Below are 20,764 nucleotides of genomic sequence, written 5' to 3'. Positions count from 1 at the left end.
TATATTACCCGTATAGGTTGATTTTTCCTTAATCGCTTCGTATTTCCGGCGCTCGTCCCGGTTTTGCCGTTCCGACAGCTTGCGGAACAGCGCGTTGAGGAAGTGCGGAATGCGTCTGGTTCAACAGTTTCCATCCGTTTTGCTTGATACGCGGGGTCATGCCTGATGGCCGCCCCGCAGATCACCGGGCTGGACGGTGATAGCGTCACCTACCAGCATGGCGACGGCGCCGTGACGCTGGACCAGGGCGCTTCGGCATCGGCCAGCGATGGCGATTTCCTCGCCTTCAATGGCGGTTCGCTGACCATCTCCTTTCTCTCCGGCGAAGTGTCCGAGGAAGACCGGATCGGAATCCAGGACACCGGTTCCGGTCCCGGCCAGATCGCAGCGGCCAACGGCGTCGTGTCCTTCGAAGGGATTCAACTGGGCACCTATTTGGGTGGTGCCAGCGGTGACCCGCTTGTCGTCCGGTTGAGCGGCAATGCCAATGAAACCGCGGTTGCCGCCCTGGTGCGCGCCATCACCTATGTGAACACCGGCATTGAAGGCGCGACAGCTGGCCTGCGCCAGCTTGCGGTGGTCGCGACAGATGCGGTCGGCGAGCAGTCCAATACGGCCATCGTCGATGTCGATGTTGTCTCGCCTCCGCAGATCAGCGATCTCGGCGGAGATATCGGCGTTGTGCGGGCTGACGGTCAGCCCGTGATGATTGATCAGGGCATATCGGCTGGTCTCGACAGCAATGTCGGCGACTTCGGCGGGGCGACGCTCACCGTCAGCCGATTGTCCGGCGGAGCGGTGACCTACTCCCTGGCTTCCGGCGTGCTGTCGGGGGGCGATGCATTCTTCTCCGATGCCGAGGTCGTCGCGGTGAACGGCGTCGCCGTGGCGACGGTCCAGTCCAGTGGAGTGGGCGGCGACGACCTGGTGCTGGAATTCGTGTCGGGGACCAGTGCCTCCCAGGTCGAAACGCTGCTGCAAGCCCTGCAGGCCTCGTCGACGGAGGCTTTCCCAACGATCACCCTTGCAGTCGGGCTTCAGGTGCCGGGCCTGCCGGACGGGCTGGCTGTTTCGGTCACGCTGGTGTCCGCCGAGAGTGATGCATTGCCGGTACTTGTGTCCGGTGGACCGGCGGCGGGTTTCAATGCGACTTCGGTTCAGTCAGCTGTCGACAAGGCGGGCGATTACGCGACGATCGTGGTCGATGGGGCGCGATATGCACAGGGGACGGAAACCGTCTTCCTGCGGGGGGAGGCAACTACACTTTTCATGCCCGCTTCCCACGCTCTGTTCCTGATCATGGGTCAGCCCGGCGGCCTGCTGCAGGCGCTCAATATCCTTGGTGATGGTTCGATTTCGATTGCGGGAAATTCGCTCGACAACGACATTTTCGGCAATGCGGGTTCGAACGTTATTGCCGGGTATTCCGGCGCGGACACAATCCTCGGGGCGGAAGGCGACGACCGGCTGTTCGGTCACGAAGGGCGTGACCTGATCGACGGTGGCGAGGGAAACGACACCATCACCGGCGATGAGGGCGATGACCAACTTGGTGGAGGCGCCGGCCATGACCTGATCTTCGGCGGTACTGGCAACGACCTGGTCTATGGCGGGCGCGGCAACGACGTCCTGTACGGGCAGGAGGGCGATGACACGGTTGTCGGGGAAACCGGCGACGACGTGCTATCGGGCGGCACCGGTGCCGACCTTCTGAACGGTGGACGGCAACACCGCCACCGTGACCGTGACGGTCAACGGTGCGAACGACGATCCGACGATCACCTCCGATGCGACGTTCAACGTGGACGAGAACACGACGGCGGTCGCGACGCTGACGGCCGATGATCCCGATGCGGGTGCGACGGCCACATGGTCGATCAGCGGCGGCGCGGATGCGAGCCTGTTCGACATCAACGCAACGACGGGTGAACTGAGCTTCGTCAGCGCGCCGGACTTCGAAGCCCCCGGCGATGCCGGGACCAACAACGTCTACAACGTGGATGTATCGGTGTCCGACGGAGTGGGCGGCAGCGCCACGCAGTCCATCGCCGTGACCGTGAACAATGTCAACGAGACGCCGGTCCTCACGGCCGATACGGCGTCCGCCACGGAAGATGCGGGCGCGGGTTCGACTGCATCTGGCAACCTGCTTGCCAATGACGACGATGGCGATGCCAGCGTGACGCAGGATCTCGACGTCGCCGACGTGGATGGCAACCTGCCGTCCTCCGGCACCATCACTGTGACCGATGCCGACGGCACGCTGAGTGTGAATGCCGAGACCGGCGCGTTCACCTACACGGTGAACAACGGGTCCGCGAGCGTGCAGGCGCTTGGCGTCGGCGAAACGCTGGTCAAGGTCTTCACCTACACGGCCGCCGATGAAGGCGCGCCGTCGCAGTCGGCGCAGTCGACGCTGACCGTGACCATCAACGGCACCAACGACCAGCCGGTGGCGACCGCCAACACGGCGAGCGTTACCGAGGACACCCAGACGAGCGCAACGGGCAACGTGCTGACCGACGGCACAGCCGACAGCGACCCGGACGGTGATGCACTCGCTGTCACCACCACCGGCGCGCAGGCTGGCAGCCATGGTTCGGTGACCATCGATGCCAACGGCAACTACACCTACACGCTGAACAATGGCGCGCCCGCCGTGCAGGCGCTGGGTGCCGGCGAGACGCTGACCGACACGTTCAGCTATTCGATTTCCGACGGGAACGGCGGGACCGCGAGTGCAAACCTGACGGTGACCATCAATGGCACCTCGGGTGTTCCGACAATTGCCATGAACAACGCGCTGGCCGCCTACACGTCGGGCGATGCGGCGGCTGCGGTGGCGGACAGCGCCACCATCACGGACGAGGAAAACGAGATCGCGCAGATCACGTTCACGCTCGCCGTGGTCCAACCGGACCAGACGGCGGATGCCATACTTGATGCGGGCGAAGGCCTGCTGGTTTTCGGCGGCAACGCGGCGTTCGAGACCTATATCGAGAACCTGATGGACGTCACCATCACCAATACCGGCGACACCGTGACGATCACGGCCAATGGAGACCCGCTGACCGCAAGCCAGGCGCAGAACCTGTTCCAGGCCATCAGCTACCAGAACCCGGACCAGAGCTTCGACTTCAACGCCAACGACCGCTCGATCTCCGTGACCGTGACCGATGCGGACGGCCAGACGTCGGCACCGGCGGTCACCACCATCGACATGGCGGCGGACGTTTCCGATGCAACCGGCGGCTCGGGCCTCGACACGTTCGAGGGCGCCAACCGCGACGACACCATCTCCGGCAATGACGGTGCGGACAGCATCACCGGCAATGGCGGCGACGACACCATCGACGGCGGTGACGGGGTCGACACGGCGAACTATTCGAGCGCGCGTGCCGAGTACGACGTCTCTTTCGCGACCGAGACGCTAACCCTCGACAGCGGGCCCATCGAGGTCGTCACGGGCTTTTCCGGCGTCGACCACACCGGCGGCAGCGGCGCGGACGGCACCGATACGCTGAACGACGTCGAAATACTTCAGTTCGCCGACCAGATCATCGACGTGTCGCAGGACATCCACGTCTATGACGGCGCAGGCGTGCTGCGCGGTACCTTCTCGACGATCCAGGATGCCATCGACGACGGCAACACGGTGGACGGCGACACGATCATCATCAAGCCGGGCACCTATTCGGGCGCCGGCAACGAGAACGTGACGGTGAGCAAGGCGGTGACCATCGCCGGATTCGGCAACGGTACCGACGACAGCACCGAGACGATCATCGACGCGACGGGTTCGGCCAACGGCTTCACCATCGACCTGCCGGCGGACTCCACGGGTACGGTTCGCTTCGAGAACCTCGCCATCACCAACGCCAACGGCGCGGGTATCGACGCGGGCGATGCCGAGACGCTGGCGCGCCTGGAAATCGTCGACGCGCGCATTTCCGGCAACGGCGACCAGGGCGTCTATGCCGAAGGCCGCAGCGGCTCCGGCGGCTTCGACCAGTCGGGCGTTCAGGCCATCGTCATCACAGACTCCGTCTTCGACGGCAACGGCCACAGCGCGGGCAACGGCACCGGCGACATCGTGCTGTTCTCTTTCGACGGCGATGCGGTCCTGAGCGGCCTGACCGTCGGCAATTCCCTGCCGACCACGCTTGGCAGCAACGGCCGTCCAGACATGGCGATCCAGATCAACGGGCGCGATGCGACGACCTACGACGTGACCTCGCCCATCGGCACGGTCACCTTCGACGATGTCAGCGTGTCCGGCACCTACAAAAAGCTCGGCGTCTACGTGCAGGGCTATACCGACCTGTCGGAACTCTCGTTCCTCGGCGGCGGAACGGTCATCGACACCGACACGTCATGGGGCAAGCAGCTCATCATCGATGCGATGGCTGACGAGTTCCCCACCGGCACGGCAGGCACGCCGGGTGACGACGCGTCCTTCTTCGACGACACGAGCGCCGACGGGTCCGTGGACCTGACGAACGTCTCCATCGTCAACGACGCGACCCCCTACGCCCAGCCGGACGGGCGCACGGTCGACACCGAAGTGGAAGGCACGACCCAGGCGGACACGATCATCGGCAGCAATGGCGATGACCGCATCCGCGGCTTCACCGGCGACGACACGCTGGTGGGCGGCTCGGGCGACGACCTGTTCCTGCATGTGCTCGGCGATGCCGGGGACGGTGCGGCTGAAACCGTGACCGGCGGCACCCATGGCGCGCAGGGCGATGCACTGCAGCTCTTCAACGTCGACCCGGAAGCGATCAATTCCAACTTCACCAATGTCGATGGCGCCGGTGTGCGCAACGCGGCCTCTGCCGACGTGCGCATCAGCGCCGGTGGCGGATCGATCCTCGTCGATACCGACGACAATGCCAGCGCCAACGTCTCCGCGCAGGGCATCGAGGAGATCGGCTACACGGCGGGCGACGGTGGCGACACCGTGACGCTGGAAGGCGATCTGGAGGGTGAAGGCCTGCTCGCGTTCAACATGGACGGTGGCGACGGCGACGACACGCTGGATGCCGGCGGCCTGACCAATGGCAGCGCTCTCACCATCGATGCCGTGATGGGCGAAGGGGACGATTCCGTCACCTTCAACGCGACCGACACCTTCACGGTCGATGCGGGCGAAAATGGCGAGACGGGCGGCGATACGGCGGATCTTTCCGGCATCGCCGGGCCTGTCACGGTCGATCTCACCAACGGCGCGAACCAGCTCACGTCGGGTGGCGCCAATATCACCATGACGAACTTCGAGAACGTGACCGGCACCGGCGGCGACGACACGCTGACCGGCAATGCCGACGCCAACACGCTGGTGGGCGGTGACGGTAACGACACCCTGCAGGGCGGGGCCGGCGCCGACATACTCATCGGCGGCCCGGACTCGGAATCCGTCCCGACCACGGTGGTGGCCGGTGACGGCGACGTCGCGGTCTATGACGCAGCGGATGGCGTGGATGCCAGCGACATCACGGTCAATGGCACAGGCGGCTGGAGCGTGACGGCGGATTCCGGCACAGACACGCTGGAGGAAATCGAGACCATCGTCGCGGACGGGCAGGTCTTCCGGCTCGTCGGCAATGGCGGCTACGAAACGATCCAGGATGCCATCAACGAGGCTGATGCCGGCGACACGATCCTCGTTGCGGCAGGGACTTATGAAGGGCAGCTCGTCGTCGACGGTCTCGACAACCTGACGATCCAGGCCGTCGAGCCGGGGGTCATCATTGAAGCGCCGGACAGCGGCCTCGCAATCACCGGCACGGACGGCTTTGCCAACGGTGGTGCTGGCCGCGACGTGGCCGGCGTCGTGACGGTGAAGAATGCGACCGGCGTTTCGATCAGCGGCATCACAATCGACGGTGACAACCAGGGTAGCCAAGCGATTCTGAATGGTGCGGGCGACTTCGCCGGCATCCTCGTCATGGACGCGGAGGCGAGCTTTGACGGCGTGACTGTCACCGGCGTGCAGGACGCATCGTTCAACGGTGCGCAGCACGGGACCGCGGTCCTTGCAACGAACGCGACAACGGGCGGGGCGACCAACGGCCTGACGCTGACGAACTCGACGGTCGAGAACTTCCAGAAGAGCGGCATTGTCGCACGCAACACGAGCGTCGATATCGACAACAACACCATAACCGGCGAAGGCGCGACGGCCATAACAGCGCAAAATGGCATCCAGCTTTCGAGCGGATCCACCGGTTCGGTGACCGACAACACGATCTCGGGCATTGCCTACACGCCCGCAACCGTTGTCGGTTCCAGCATTCTCGTCTACGGGGCCGACAGCCCGGTGATCACCGGCAACATCATCACCGGTGCCGCGATTCCCGGATCGCTCGGCATCTTTGCCAGCGGTGTCACAAACGGCACTATCTCCGACAACGACATCACGTCGACTCAGTACGGAATCTATCTCTACGATTCGAACGGCAACACGCTCGAAAGCAACAGCATCGACACGGCCGAATACGGCATCATCGATGCCGGTGCGATCACGGTCCAGAACACCGTGACGCACACCGGTGCAGACGCGAACTCGTATGCCAATGTCACCGCGTACAACCACTACCTCGAACTCAACCCGGGCCTGACGACACCGATCGTCCAGACCGGATCGGATGGCAACGACTTCTACGCCACGGCGGATGGCAACGATGTCATCAATTCCGGCGGTGGTGACGACATCGTCTACACCAGCGGCGGTGACGATATGGTCGATGCCGGGGATGGCGCGGACACGATCATCCGCTACGTCGGCGAGGGAACCGACACGGTCGATGGCGGTGCGAATACCGGCACCGGCGAGGAGGACACCTTCCAGCTCATCAATGCGGACCCGGCAACCGATACGCCTTCTTCGACCGCAACCACCTTCACGATCTCAAGGAACGGCCCGAACCAGATCGAGATCGACGAGGACGGCGGTGCCGCCGACGTCACGCTGGACGGGATCGAAGATATCGAGATCACGCTGGGCAATGGCGGCGACACCGTGACCATCACGACGCCGCTCGACGGGACGTCGCTTTCGACCAGCACCATCACGGTTACCGGTGGTACCGGCAATGACACCGTGGATGCCGATGCGATCGACGCGGCCAAGCCCGTTTCGGTGGTGTTCGACGGCGGCGAAGGCGACGACACGTTCATCTCCGGCGCGGGCGACGACACGTTCATCGGTGGTGAAGGCGGCGAGAGCTCCGGCGATACCATCGTCATCGGCGACACCTACGACATCTCCAAGTTCGACTTCACGTCGGATGCAACGATCACCACGGCGGACGGAACGGACACGTTCAGCGACGTCGAGAACATCGTCTTCTCCGACACGACGGTGCGCGTGGTCGGCAATGGCGGATACGACAGCCTCGAGGCTGCGGTTTCCGCCGCGAGCGCCGGCGATGTCATTCTCGTCACCGGCATGGTTGACCTTGAAAGCGCGGGCAGCGCGGACGGCCAGGTCGTCATCGACAAGGACCTGACCATCACCGGCACCGGCGAAGCCTTCTCGCAGATCAACGCGGTGGCCGATACGGCGACTGGCGGCGATGCACGCGGCATGTTCCTGGTGAACAACGGCGTGACGCTGGACGTGGCCGACGTGACGATCTCCGGCAACGGCAACTCGATCTGGCAGGGCTTCCGGCACAAGGGTTCGGGCACGTTCGAGAACGTGACCTTCGATGACATCGAGTACAGCGAAAGCGGTCAGCCCTATGCCGGCACGGCGATTGCCGTGTTCAGCGGCGGCCCCGGGCAGAATGTCGATGTCATCGGATCGACCTTCACCGATATCGGTCGCATCGGCGTGACGTATTTCGGTGCCGAAGTTTCCGGCACCTTCCAGGGCAACACGTATACCGGCAAGGGCGACGGCGACTGGCTCGACTACGCGGTGGAAATTTCCGCAGGCGCAAACGTCACGGTTGCGAACAACGTGATCAGCGGAAACACCGGCGTTGCCGCATCTGACGGCTCCACCTCTGCCGGCGTTCTCGTCTCGACATTCTTCGGGGCCGGCACCACGGCCGACTTCACAGACAATACGTTCGATGGCAACACGACCGGCGTCTATGTCGGGTTCGACGACAGCGACACCAGCGACGTCACCTTCGGGACGGGCAACACCTTCACGCATGATTCGGGGGATGCGGGCGTACGGGTGGTCGGCGATGCAACCGTCGACGGCATCGAGAACATCGGCGGCACCGGCGGCGACGTCGTGTGGGATGCCGGTGCGGGCGTCAATGTCATCGAAGGCGCGGCCCTGGCCGACGACCTCTCGGGTGAAGAGAACGACGACACCTTCGAAGGTCGCGGCGGCGATGACGTGATCGCCGGCGAGAGCGACACCAACCAGCGCGGCGAGGGCGGCGACGACGATGTCGCCATCTATGCCGGCAACCGGGACGACTACACGATCACCCAGACGGGCGTGAACACCTACACCGTCACCGAGACGAACGTGACGGGCGACGACGAAGGCACCGACACACTGACCGGCATCGAGACGCTGCGCTTTGCCGACCGCGATATCGAGCTGGACTCCAACTCGGTCGATTTCTCGAGCGCATTCACGCGCTACAGCGAGACCTTTGAAGGTTCGACCACCGGCTTCAACGACTACCTGAACGGCACGGTCAGTGTCGTGAACTCGGGCGACAACGGCGTGCCGTCGGCGTCCGGTTCCTCGCACGGTCTCATCACCGACAGCGATGGCGGGGCCAGCGTCTTCAGCCGCTTCGACGGCTACCGCAACGACCTGTCGGGCGGTGTCGTCACGTCCGTCGACATCTATCTCGACACCAACTGGGCGGCAGGCGAAGGCTTCGAGCTTTCGGTCGCAGCCAACGGCAGCGACGGCGCACACCAGCGCGATTTCGTCTTCCACGTGACCAAGGACAGCTCGACGGGTGAACTGCTCGTGGGCGGTGACAACAACGCGGGCAACGCTCCGTCCGAATTGATCGAGAACGGCAACCATGCCGAGATCGGCTCGTCCGGCTGGTATACGTTCGAGCACAAGTTCTACGAGAATGCGCTCGGCGACCTTGAAGTCGCGATGAACGTGTATGACGCGGCGGGCAACTGGGTCTTCTCGGAGGTACGCACCAGCACGGCCGACGAGGTCGGCACGGAAGCCGGGGGCAACCGCTACATGTGGTTCACCGCGATGGACGTGACCGGTGGCCTGAACATCGACAACGTGACCCTGCAGACGATCGACACCAATCCGGTGCAGATCTTCCAGGGCAACACCATCGTTTCCAGCCATCCGACGATCCAGGATGCCGAGGACAATGCTGTCCCCGGCGACATCATCGATATCGCCACTGGCGACTACTCCGGCGAAGGCCCGGTCACGGTGGACGTGGAGAACCTCACGTTCCGTGGTCCGTCGGATGCGACGGGTATCGAACTCCAGCTCGACGGCGTTGCGAATGTGACGCTGGACGGTAACGCGCCAATCGACGTCACGGGCGATGCCGCCGACAACAACGTGGTCGGCAATAACGGCGCCAACACCGTCGCAGGCGAAGGTGGCGACGACACTTTCACCGGCGGCGCCGGCGACGACACCTTCACCGGCGGCGAGACCGGCGAAACGGACGGCGATACCTTCATCCTGGTCGACGCCATCGGGGCGGGCGACTTCTCGGAGACCGCCGATGGCTGGTCGATCACCACCGCGAGCGGTGGCACCGACACGCTGACGGAGGTCGAGATCGTCGAGGACGGCAATGGCGACCGCTTCCTGATGGTCGGTCAGGGCGGCTTCGCCACGATCCAGGACGCTGTGAACGCGGCAGCCGATGGCGACACCATCGTGATCGGCGCGGGCGTTTACGAAGAGCTCGTCGTGATCGACGACAAGGACATCACGCTGGTCGGCCAGGGCGATGCGACGATCATCACCCCGCCTGCGGGCGACATCGACATCACGTCCACGGTGGCGGGTGCGCGGTCTTCGGTCATCACGGTCGAGGATGCCACCGTCACGATCAAGGATGTGCAGGTCGACGGTGCGGGCCGTGGCGATGACCTCGCCTCCGGCAGTGGCGACTACCACGGGATCGCCTACATCAATGCCGGCGGCAGCGTGGACGGTGTCACGGTGACTGGCGTCCGCATGGACCTCGACATCAACGGCAACGTGTCCGGGGCACAGCAGGGCCGCGGCATCTACGCCAACAACCAGGACGGTGCGCCGCGACTCCTGTCCATCACCGACAACACTGTGGACGACTTCCAGAAGAACGGCATCGACCTGCGCGGTGCGGGCCTTGATGTGACGGTGAGCGGCAACGAGCTGACCGGCAACGGCGCCACGCCCACCAACGCACAGAACGGCATCGTCACTGTCGGTTCGTTGACCGGCACCATCGACGACAACGACGTGTCCGAGGTCGGCTATGTCGACACCGGGTCCAACAACGACGCCACGTCGGCGGGCATCCTGACCTTCGGTTCGGACGTCGCGATCACCAACAACGTGGTGACGGCGCCGGGCGAGGCACTGTCGGGCGGCGACGTACTTTCTGCATCGGGCATCTACGCCTATCAGGATGCTGATGGGTCCGAGATCACCGGCAACACGGTCGACGGCTTCTCGCAGGCCATCATCAGCGATACCGACGGTGGCCAGCCCACCATCAACTCCAACACCTACACCAACAACGACGTGAACCTGCACCTGGAGAACCCGCAGGTCGCGGTGACGCAGGACGGCACCGAGGGCACCGACGAACTCCTCGGCGGTGCGGGCGACGACACGCTGAGCGGGCTTGGCGGCGACGACACCATCGATGGTGGTGCGGGCCTCGACACGGCGGGCTTCACCGGCAACCGTGCCGACTACACGCTGAGCTGGAACGAGACGACCGGCGAGGCGACCGTCACCTCCAACGGCGGCACGGCGACCGACGGCACGGACACCGTGTCCGATGTCGGGGTGTTGCAGTTCGCCGACCAGAAGGTCTGGATCGTCAACGACGACGGCGGCGACGTGACGTCGCTCGCCCAGCTCTTCGACGGCAACCCGGCCAATGGCGAAGCTGCCGACGGTGACGAGATCTGGCTCACGCCGGGCAGCTATTCCGGCGGCGTGACCATCGACAAGCAGGTCACTATCATCGGTGAACCGGGTGCGACCATCCAGGGCACGCTGCCGAGCGATCTCGGGATCCCCAACGGCACACCGCTGAACGACTACTTCGAGGCCAACAACCCGGCCTATTCCAAATCAATCGGCCTAACCATCGGTGCCGACAATGTCTCGATCAGCGGGTTGACCGTGACGGGTTTCTCGAACGGCATTGCGCTCGGCAATACCGACGGGGCCTCGATCACGGGCACCACCTTCGTCGACAACGTCACCGGTATCCACAAGGGGGAGGAAAGCCAGGTCACGGGCATCGAGATCTCGGGGAACGATTTCACCCAGGGAATCCACGGCATGACGATCTATGCCAAGGATGATGGCTCAGGTTCGTTTGACGGCGTGACCATGAACGACAACAGCTTCTCGCAAATGTCCGAGAAGGGCATGTATTTCGAGCAGCTGTCCGACGCCGATCTCGACGGCAACACCTTCGAGGACGTGGGCAATTTCGGCCGCATCTCGCCGCCCTTCGGCGGCACGCAGGGCGAGTTCGGTCAGGCCATCGACATCAACCTGAAGTTCGAGACCTATTCGGACGTCACCTTCACCAACACGACGATCACGAACTCCGGCCACTCGGACCAGGATGGCGCGGCATCGCCGGGTGACTTCGGTGCGGCCATCGGCATCAAGATCCGTGACGACGGCCCGTCCTACGACAGCGTTCCGGCGGACTTCACCGGCCAGATCACCTTCGACGGTCTCACCATCGACGGCACCTCGACGGGTGTGCGTGTTGGCGAACCGGGCAAGGACAACAACGGGCCGGACGTGCTTCTGACAGACGTGACGATCACCGGTGCGACCGAAACGGACGTGGACAACGCGACCGACCCGGCAACCGGTGGGACCGTCGAGGTCGTGCTGTCCGATACACAGGTCAACCTCGACGCGTCGGCCTCTCAGGCACCGGTGGAGGTCACGGGCAATGCCCTTGCCAACACCATCACCGGTGGCTCGAGCGACGACACGATCGACGCGGGTGGCGAGACGGACACGGTCGTCTTCACCGGCAACGCGGGCGACTACACCATCAACTTCAATGGCGATGGCACGGCGACGGTGTCCGGTGCGGACGGGTCCGACACGCTCTCGGGCGTCGAGGTTTTGCAGTTCGCGGATCGCAACGTGATCCTCGTTTCCGGCGACGGCGACGGCACGGAGCTTGCCACCATCCAAGACGGCATCGACCTCTCGGCGGCGACCACCGCCGGCAGCCTCGCGAACCTCGTGCTGGTGGATGAAGGCAACTATGCCGAAGCCGTCACCATCGGCCACGGCGTCGACGTTGCGGGTTCCGGTGCGGTCAGCGTCGGGTCCGGGGCACTCACCGGCATCACCATCGGTGCCGGCGGGGCCGACACGGTCAACGTCTCCAACCTGACGGTTGAAGACACCCTCGACACGGGCATCGCGGTGACCGGCGGCAACGCCGTTCTCACCGGCCTGACCGTCCAGAACACCGGGCGGCGCGGCGTGGACGTCCAGAACGGCGGCAATGTCGCGACCTTCACGATGACCAACTCGAGCGTGACCGGCTACGGCACGGTGACGAGCGGTTCGGGTATCGGCATCAATGTGGCCGCCGTCCTCGGCGCAATCACGCTGGCCGACCTGATCGTCAACACCACCGGCGCGGATGCCGACTACGGCATTAACGTCACCGGTGCGGACGGCACGCCGACGGCACCGCTCTCGCTGACCAATGTCGATGTCGACGGCGACCACGCCAAGGGCCTGCTTGCCCTGCAGGACTATGCCGACATCACCGGCAATCTGGTCATCTCCAACGTCACGCTGGACGGCGATGTTGCCAACACGTCCGACTTCGCGACGCTCTTCGTTGACGAGGTCGGCGGAACGGTGGACGTCTCCGGTGTGGCGGCCAACAACGGTCTCGACACCCCGGCGGTCACCAACTGGGATGCGACCATCATCGGCCGCGACGGCGTGGACACCATCACCGGCACGGCAGGCGGCGACTACATCGTCGGCGGCGACGGTGCCGACATCATCAACGGTGGTGCGGGCAACGACCTGATCTATGCCGGGCTCGGCGACGACACCGTCAACGGTGGGGACGGCGACGACACTATCTTCCACATCGCCGGTGTCGATGGCACCGACACGGTGGATGGCGGCGGTGACAGCGACACCCTGCTGGCGGCGAACTTCGCCGGTGGGGCCATGTCGGTCGCCATGGTGGCCGACACGCTGAACGGCGAGGCCGATCTCGACTTCGGGTCGGGGGCGAGCAGCGTCGCGGCGCAGAACGTCGAGACGCTGGACTATCGCCTCGGTTCGTCCGGCGACAATGTCACCATGACCGGCGACTTCGCAAGCGTGGGCGTCAACACGATTGCCATCGGCAGTGTCGATCCGGTGACCGGTGCCACGACCGGCGGCGGCAACGACATGATCGACGCCACGCTGCTGACGTCGTCGGGGACCTCGGTGCAGGCTTCCACCGGTGCGGGCAACGATACGTTCCGCTCCGGCGCCGGCGACGACACGTTCGATGCCGGTGGCAATGTCGACACGCTTGATCTCAGCTTCCTGCTCGCAGGGCAGGATGCGACGGTCGACCTGTCGGGAGCCACGCAGACGGCGTCCTCCTCGGTCACCGGCAGTGACACCATGAGTGACGTGGAGAATGTCACCACCGGTGCGGGCGACGACCAGGTCACGGCTTCGGACTCGGTCAACGTCATCAATACCGGGCTTGGCAACGACACGGTGTTTGCCGGCGACGCGCTCGGCAACGACACGCTCAATGGCGGCGGCGGGATAGATACCCTCGACTATTCCGCTTCCACCTCCGGCGTGAACGTGCAGCTCGGCTTCAACAACGCTTCCGGTGCCGATATCGGGACGGACACGCTGAGCGGCTTCGAGAATGCCGTCGGCGGGTCGGGCAACGATACGCTCAGCGGCGGTGCGCTCAGCAACACGCTGAGCGGTGGTGCCGGCAGCGATACGCTGAACGGTGGCGGTGCGGCCGATACGCTCTTCGGCGGAACGGGTGCTGACACCATCAACGGCGGTGCCGGCGACCAGGCCGACGACATTCTCTCGGGTGGCGGTACCGACGGTGTTCAGGACAGCTTCAACTTTACCGGGCTGTTCGGGGCCGACCGCATCACCGACTTCGAGGACGGGCTCGACCGCATGAACTTCGTTGGCTACACGAGCGGCAACGTGAACTTCGCCGGTGACGTGGGTGCCGACTTCGTGATCGTGATCGATGACGGCTTCGGCAACCTGTCGTCAGCCACCGTTGAGGGTGGTGCCGCCATGACCATCACCGAAGGCGAAGACTACTTCTTCGTCTGATCGACCGAGACGACCTCCAGCAAGACCAGACGCCGGCGCACTTCGCGCCGGCGTTCTTTTTGGCAGGTCCGCACAAAAGGATCGTCAGGCCGTCCTGGCGAGATAGGCTTCCAGCCGCGTCTCCATCGCCGTGAGGCGGCGGTGGGCAGGCGGGCAGTCGAAGAAGCCGAGCGACATATCCGGCTCGCACTCGCTCAGGCCGAAGATGCCGGGATGCACGTAGCTCTTGCGGGCGATTGCCGGCGTGTTCGACAGCACGTCGGCTGCGGCTTCGCACATGGCCTTGATGGTCGGGCGCGCACCGGCAAAGACGTCCTTTCCGGCGGCATCGAACGCGGCGAGCGACCCGGCCCAGGTGCGGAACATCTTGGCGGAGACATCCTCGCTTCCGGCGGCTTCCGCGAGATAGGCGTTGAACGCATCGGAGCGCACCGGGTGAACGATGCCATCCCGGCCGATATAGGAGAACAGGTGGCGGCCGGGCAGGTCCGCGACCTTCTCCATGATCTTGTGCAGGCGCCTGTCGCGGACCGTGCGCTGCACGCGCTTGCCGCCCTTGGCGCGGAAGGAAAAGCGAACCGCACCATCGAGAAACTTGACGTGGTTCTTGCGCAGAGTGGACGCGCCGTAGCTGCCGTTCTCGCTTGCGTAGATCGAGTTGCCGATACGCATCGGCACGGTATCGAGCAGCAGGCCGACGGCTGCGAGCGCGAATTCCGGCGTGCCGGGTTCATTCTCAATGTCGCGGGCGAAGCGGCGGCGAATGCGCGGCAGCAACTCGGCAAAGCCGCACAGCAATTCGAACTTGTGCTGGTCGCGCGTCTCACGCCACAGCGGGTGATAGCGATATTGCTTGCGGCCGCGTGCATCGATGCCGGTCGCCTGAATGTGGCCGTTGGGATCGGCGCAGATCCACACGTCGCGCCATGCAGGCGGGATCGCCAGCGATTCAAGCCGCGTCCGCTCTTCCTCGGTGACGGGACCGCCATTGGCGCGGCGATAGCTGAATCCGGTGCCGCAGCGGCGGCGGGAATAGCCGGGCTGGTCATCACCGGAATAGACGAGCGGTTTGGCAAGCATACGCGGGTCCTCGACACAACTTATGCCAAACGCGCATCGGGTTCGCGCGGTTCCGCTCACCCGGCTGCGTCACGGCGGCCGCGGATGCGTGGAACCTTCAAGCGGCACGGGTGTTGGACGACTCACCGGTCGATCGCGGAGCGGCTGAGCTTCGCTGCGTGAATGCCGGCATCCAAGCCTTTGAAAAGGAGCCCCAAGATGAGCAGCGACATCCATCTCAAACATGACGGCTGGGTCGTGGTCGCGGACGGCGCGAAGGCGCTCTTCCTGCGCAACGAGGGCGACGAGAAATTCCCGAACCTGCATGTCTTCCGCGAGGAAGAGCAGGACAATCCGCCGACGCGCGAGCAGGCCGCGAACCGGCCGGGCCGGATGCAGGACGGAACCGGACCGCACAAGAGCGCCATGGACGACACGGACTGGCACCAACTGGCCGAGGAGCGCTTCGCGAAGGACCTGGCCGAGACGCTCTACAAGCAAGCCCACAAGCACAAGTTCAACGAGATCGTGCTGGTGGCGGCGCCCGCCGTGCTGGGCGACCTGCGCAAGGAACTGCACAAGGAAGTCGCCGACAAGGTGATTGCCGAGGTCGACAAGGACCTGACCAACCACCCGGTCGACGAGATCGAGAAGCTGGTTCTGGCGACGCCGGACCGCTAAGGGCCAGCCGTCCCGTCAAGGCGAGCTGACGGCCCAGGTTGTCAGTCCTTCTTGTCGGGAAGGCCCTTGCGCTCGGTGGATGCAAAATCTTCCAGTTCGGATTCGCTCATCGACTCGTACATGTCCTTCGACGCGCCCTGGAGTTCGGAGACCTTGGTCTCGCCGCGCTTGGCGGACAGGGCCGCACCGGCGGCCTTCTGCTGGGCTTTTGACTGGGCGGGCATTGGCGTTCTCCTTTCCTGGGTTTCTGGATTTAGAAACGACCGGCGGAGAGGACCGGTTCCAGATCGAACATTGGCTCAATCATGGACGGAGCGGCGCAACATGCGCCGCTCCGTTTTTTCATGCGTGAAAGTCGTCGCGCGATCAGACCGCTGCGATGACCTGTATTTCCACGGTGAACTGCGGGGCCGCGAGCTTGGATTCCACGCAGGCTCGAACCGGCGCTTCGCCCTTGGCGACCCAGGCATCCCAGACCTCGTTCATCTCGTTGAAGGTCGAGATGTCCGACAGCCAGATATAGGCGCTGATGGCCTTTTCCTTGGACGTGCCGGCGGCGGCGAGAAGCTCGTCGATCTTGGCGAGAATGTCGCGTGTCTGGTCGGCGACGGATTCGCCCGGCGCGCGCAGCGCGACCTGGCCTGCGGTCGTGACCGTGCCGTTGTGAACAACGGCCTGGCTCATGCGGTCGCCGACCTCGATGCGTTTGACGTCTGACATGGGAAGTCTCCTCTGGTTGAACTCGTAAGGGGGTGGCGGGTGTGTCGGCCCGCGTGAGGGAACAGTCGTCCGCCAGCCTCATGTGCCAACGGGACTGCGCGTGTGTGGTTCAGTTATCGTTGATTTCGCCGAGCGCGATTGCGGGCGGTAGTCCCGCGATCACATCGGCGAGGATGCGCGCGGAGCCGTGCGACATGGTCCAGCCGATATGGCCGTGGCCGGTGTCGTAGTAAAGGTTCCTGTGTCGGCGGCGTCCGATGATGGGCAGGTTGGTGGGCGTCATGGGGCGCAGTCCGGCCCACATCTGCGGGCGGTCATGGTCGGCCCCTTGCGGGTAGAGTTCCTTCGCCACCGAGGCCATGAAATCGAAATCTGCCGGGCTGTGTCCCGTGTCGTAGCCGGCGATCTCGGCGGTGGCCGTTACCCGGACATTCTCGCCGAAGCGCGAGATCGCGACGAGGTTTTCCTCGTCCACGGAGCCGACGGTTGGCGGTTGCGGATTGTTGCCGACGGGGATCGTCAGGGAATAGCCCTTGATGGGGTAGACGCGCAGCGTCTCGCCCAAGCCGCGCGACAGGATCGGGCTCTGGCAGCCGAGCGCCATGACATAGACATCAGCCTTCACGGTGCCCTTGTCGGTGGTCACGCCGGTCACTTCGTCGCCGCTCGCCTCGATGGCGCGGATCGTCTCGCCGGTTCTGATCTCGCCGCCGTTGCGTGCGACATGGGCGGCAAGGTTCGTCGTGAACTTGAAGCAGCTTCCGCTCTCGTCGCTCGGGCAATAGACGCCGCCGGCGATTTCACCCGCCACCGATTCCAGCGCCGGTTCCAACTCCAGCACGCGGTCGCGGTCGAGCACGTCCACCGTGTGGCCGAGGTCGCGCATGATCTTCATGTGTTCGGCACCGGCGCGGAACTTGTCGGCGTTGCGGTAGAAATAGAGGATGCCCCGGTCGATGCGGTCGAACTCGACGCCGGTGGTTTTGATCGTCTCGTGCATCACCTTCTGCGAATAGGAGGCCAGTGCGTATTTGCGCGCCGTGTTGCGGGCAGACCGGGCCGCCGTGCACTGGGCGAGGAATTGCAGCGCGTAGACATATTGCGCCGGGTTCGCAGTCGGCCTGAAGCGGATCGACTGGTCGGCCATGAACAGCGATTTCAGCATGATCATGGGCGCTGCGGGCGATGACCACGTGAAGGAATGGCCCGGCGCGATCAGCCCGGCATTGCCCCAACTCGTTTCGGTTCCCACCGAGTCATTCTTGTCGATGACCACGACATCGTGGCCATCCTTTTGCAGTTCGTAGGCGGCGGTGATCCCGACAACGCCACCGCCGAGGATAGCGATCCGCATTCAGCGTCCCTCGTCAGGCGGCTGCAAGAGCGAAACCGCCTCTACGGCAATGGTGCACAGCAAGGGGCCTGGGCGCAATGACGGGGAAGCATCGGCCCTGTGCGCGCCATGCAGGGGTGCCCGGCGTCTGAGCGGTCAGGGAATGAGCACGGTGGCGCCGAGCGTCTTGCCGCTCTCGATGGCCGTGTGCGCGGCAACCGCGTCTTCGAGCGGGTACTCGTAGTTGATGTTGGGATCGAGGATGCCGTCGCCGATGGCCTTGAACAGGTCGCGGGCCGTCCATTCCAGGTCGGCGCGCCTGGCGACGTAGTGCATGATCGCGGGCCGCGTGATGAACAGCGAGCCGCGGCGGCCGAGGTCCTGGATGATGTCCACCGGGTCCGGCGGGCCGGAGACATGGCCGTAGGCCGCGCAGACGCCCATCAACCGGAGACAGTCCAGCGAGCGTTGCAGCGTGTCCTTGCCGATGGCCTCGTAGACAACGGCAGCGCCTTCCCCATCCGTCACCTCGCGCACCTTGTCGGCGAAGTCTTCCTCGCTGCGAACGACCGGATAGTGGCAGCCGGCGGCACGGGCGGCCTCAGCCTTTTCCGGCGTGCTGACCGTTCCGACGATGGTGGCGCCCAGCGCCTTCGCCCACTGGCACAGGATCAGGCCCATGCCACCGGCGGCGGCGTGAACGACGATGGTGTCGCCCGGCTGCACCTTGTAGGTGCGGTGAAGGAGGTAGTGGGCGGTCATGCCCTTCATCAGCAGTGCGGCGACCGTCTTCTCGTCGAGGCCATCGGGCAGGTGAAGCAGCTTGTCTGCCGGGTAGTTGCGCTCCTGCGAATAGCTGCCGAGCGGCGGGATGCCGTAGGCAACGCGGTCGCCTTCGGCGAAGTCCGTCACGCCGTCACCGATGCCGGTCACGATGCCGACGCCCTCGAACCCGATCACGACAGGGCAGGGCGGAACCGGCCAGGGGTGCGAGATGCCGCCGCGATGGTATGTGTCGGCGAAATTCACGCCGACGGCGGTGTGGCGCAGGCGGACTTCACCGGGGGCGGGGTCAGGCACCGGCCAGTCCTCCCAGCGCATGGCATCCGGGCCGCCGAGTTCGTGGATCACCTGTGCCTTGTTCATGGCCGCTTTCCTCCCCGCTGTTCCTTCGCGCGATTGGAGCGGGAGTTGCGGCGCGGGGCAAGCCCGCGGTCGTTCAAGGGTGCGGAGAGGTGTCGAACCGCGCGGAAGCCGCTTCCGGGTCGATGGGCAGGATGTAGCGGGGCCGCAATTCCAGTTCGAGGTCGCGCAGCAGGCTGAGTGTCGGCATGCCGAGCGAGACCAGGCCCAGTTCCTTTTCGCGCGCGACGATTGCCGCCCGCGTGCCGGGGCCGTATAGCCCGTCGATCTTGCTGCGGTAGTAGCCCTTCTCCTTCAGGAGCGCCTGCAACTGGCGGAAGTCCTCGATGTCATGCAGCAGGTCCTCGCCGGAGAAGCGCTCAAGCTGGCGGGCGAAGGCAGTGGACATGACGGAGAGGTTCGTGACGTTGCGGGCCAGCACCTTGCGGCTCCGGCCATTGGCGCTCTCGCGGTAGCGCACGTGGCCGACGCTGCCGGAGTTGATGGCGACGACGCTGTAGTCCTCGCTTTCGGGTTCCTTGAGGAAGATCGGCGAACCGGATGCACCCTCGGTCATGTCGCAGGTGTGCGGCAGCTGGACGCCTGCGCGGCGCATCTCGCGGCGCTGGCTCGGGAGGAAGTATTTCCGGTCTTCCGGAGAGCGCACCGTGCAGTCCGGGGAGAGCCATTTCTCCACCAGCATCTTGTCGCCGTGGTAGCCGATCATGAACAGGCGCTTGTCGCGGCCTGCCTTCGTCAACTCGTCGATATCGGCTTCGCCGATCTTGAGCTCGCGCTTTTCGCAGATGCCGAATTGCAGCTTGGCAAAGGCCCAGTCACCCGCCTGGCTGGAAATCGAGGCACCGTTGGAAAACCCGCCCGCGGCAAACGACAGGCGCGGCTGGTCGTCGCTGACCGCGCGCAAGGTCAGGCGCGATTCCTCGTATCCGGCCAGCGGCCCGTGTAAGGAAAATCGGAAGTCTTTCGACATCACCGGCTTCGCGTCGACCCGCTGCCGGATGAGGCAATGGGCATTGGTGGCGATCACGTCGCGCGCGACGCAGAAGGCGGTGCAGGCGAAGGAGGCATTGGTGTTGTAGAGAAGGCCGACACCCTCGGCGAGCCGGCGGTACTCCTGCGGCACCTCCACCCGGTCGTCCTCGTCGATGACATCGGCATGCGCCGCCGTCGCAGCGCAAAGCACCACGAGACACAACCCGAGCATTCTGCAAGCGGCTGTGAGCATTGGGATGTCCGTGAATTCGTTCCGGAGCAGGAAGACTCGCAGTCAATCGCGGCGATTGCAACTCACAAACCGGTGC

9 protein-coding genes are annotated in these 20,764 nt (G+C 64.7%); 3 read left to right on the top strand and 6 right to left on the bottom strand.

What is annotated here, in order from left to right; all coding sequences use genetic code 11:
- Window positions 1-165 precede the first annotated feature (165 nt).
- The gene (locus ACKTEK_RS12770) at window positions 166-1,845 is read left to right on the top strand and encodes a calcium-binding protein (RefSeq protein ID WP_409165682.1); all 1,680 of its coding nucleotides are present in this window, start codon (window positions 166-168) and stop codon (window positions 1,843-1,845) included.
- The gene (locus ACKTEK_RS12765; protein WP_409166154.1) at window positions 1,739-14,527 is read left to right on the top strand and encodes a beta strand repeat-containing protein; all 12,789 of its coding nucleotides are present in this window, start codon (window positions 1,739-1,741) and stop codon (window positions 14,525-14,527) included. Before ACKTEK_RS12770 ends, ACKTEK_RS12765 begins: the two co-directional genes overlap by 107 nt.
- An 84-nt stretch (window positions 14,528-14,611) precedes the next feature.
- Here the strand turns inward: ACKTEK_RS12765 and ACKTEK_RS12760 are convergent, their stop codons facing one another.
- Complete coding sequence (locus ACKTEK_RS12760; RefSeq protein ID WP_409165681.1) at window positions 14,612-15,607, bottom strand: DNA topoisomerase IB; 996 nt, start codon at window positions 15,605-15,607, stop codon at window positions 14,612-14,614.
- Between the two features lie 198 nt (window positions 15,608-15,805).
- Here ACKTEK_RS12760 and ACKTEK_RS12755 point away from each other — a divergent pair, with 198 nt between their 5' ends.
- Window positions 15,806-16,267 carry a VLRF1 family aeRF1-type release factor gene (locus ACKTEK_RS12755; RefSeq protein ID WP_409165680.1) on the top strand — a complete coding sequence of 154 codons (462 nt, stop codon included), beginning with the start codon at window positions 15,806-15,808 and terminating at the stop codon, window positions 16,265-16,267.
- Window positions 16,268-16,308: 41 nt separating this feature from the next.
- Here the strand turns inward: ACKTEK_RS12755 and ACKTEK_RS12750 are convergent, their stop codons facing one another.
- From ACKTEK_RS12750 to ACKTEK_RS12730, 5 genes are all read right to left on the bottom strand, one after another.
- Entirely contained in the window at window positions 16,309-16,491 is a 183-nt protein-coding gene (locus ACKTEK_RS12750) for a DUF3008 family protein (protein ID WP_409165679.1), read from the bottom strand.
- 142 nt (window positions 16,492-16,633) lie between these two features.
- A complete protein-coding gene (locus ACKTEK_RS12745) occupies window positions 16,634-16,987 on the bottom strand; it encodes a RidA family protein (protein ID WP_409165678.1) in 354 nt (117 codons plus the stop codon).
- A 109-nt stretch (window positions 16,988-17,096) separates the two neighbouring features.
- A complete protein-coding gene (locus ACKTEK_RS12740; RefSeq protein WP_409165677.1) occupies window positions 17,097-18,341 on the bottom strand; it encodes a D-amino acid dehydrogenase in 1,245 nt (414 codons plus the stop codon).
- A 135-nt stretch (window positions 18,342-18,476) separates the two neighbouring features.
- A complete protein-coding gene (locus ACKTEK_RS12735) occupies window positions 18,477-19,466 on the bottom strand; it encodes a quinone oxidoreductase family protein (RefSeq protein WP_409165676.1) in 990 nt (329 codons plus the stop codon).
- Window positions 19,467-19,539: 73 nt separating this feature from the next.
- The gene (locus ACKTEK_RS12730; protein WP_409165675.1) at window positions 19,540-20,688 is read right to left on the bottom strand and encodes a trypsin-like peptidase domain-containing protein; all 1,149 of its coding nucleotides are present in this window, start codon (window positions 20,686-20,688) and stop codon (window positions 19,540-19,542) included.
- Window positions 20,689-20,764: the final 76 nt, after the last annotated feature.

Origin of the sequence: Tepidamorphus sp. 3E244 (assembly GCF_046159835.1) — a bacterium.
Lineage (GTDB): Bacteria > Pseudomonadota > Alphaproteobacteria > Rhizobiales > Tepidamorphaceae > JACKJK01.
This window is presented reverse-complemented; position numbering and strand designations above follow the sequence as displayed.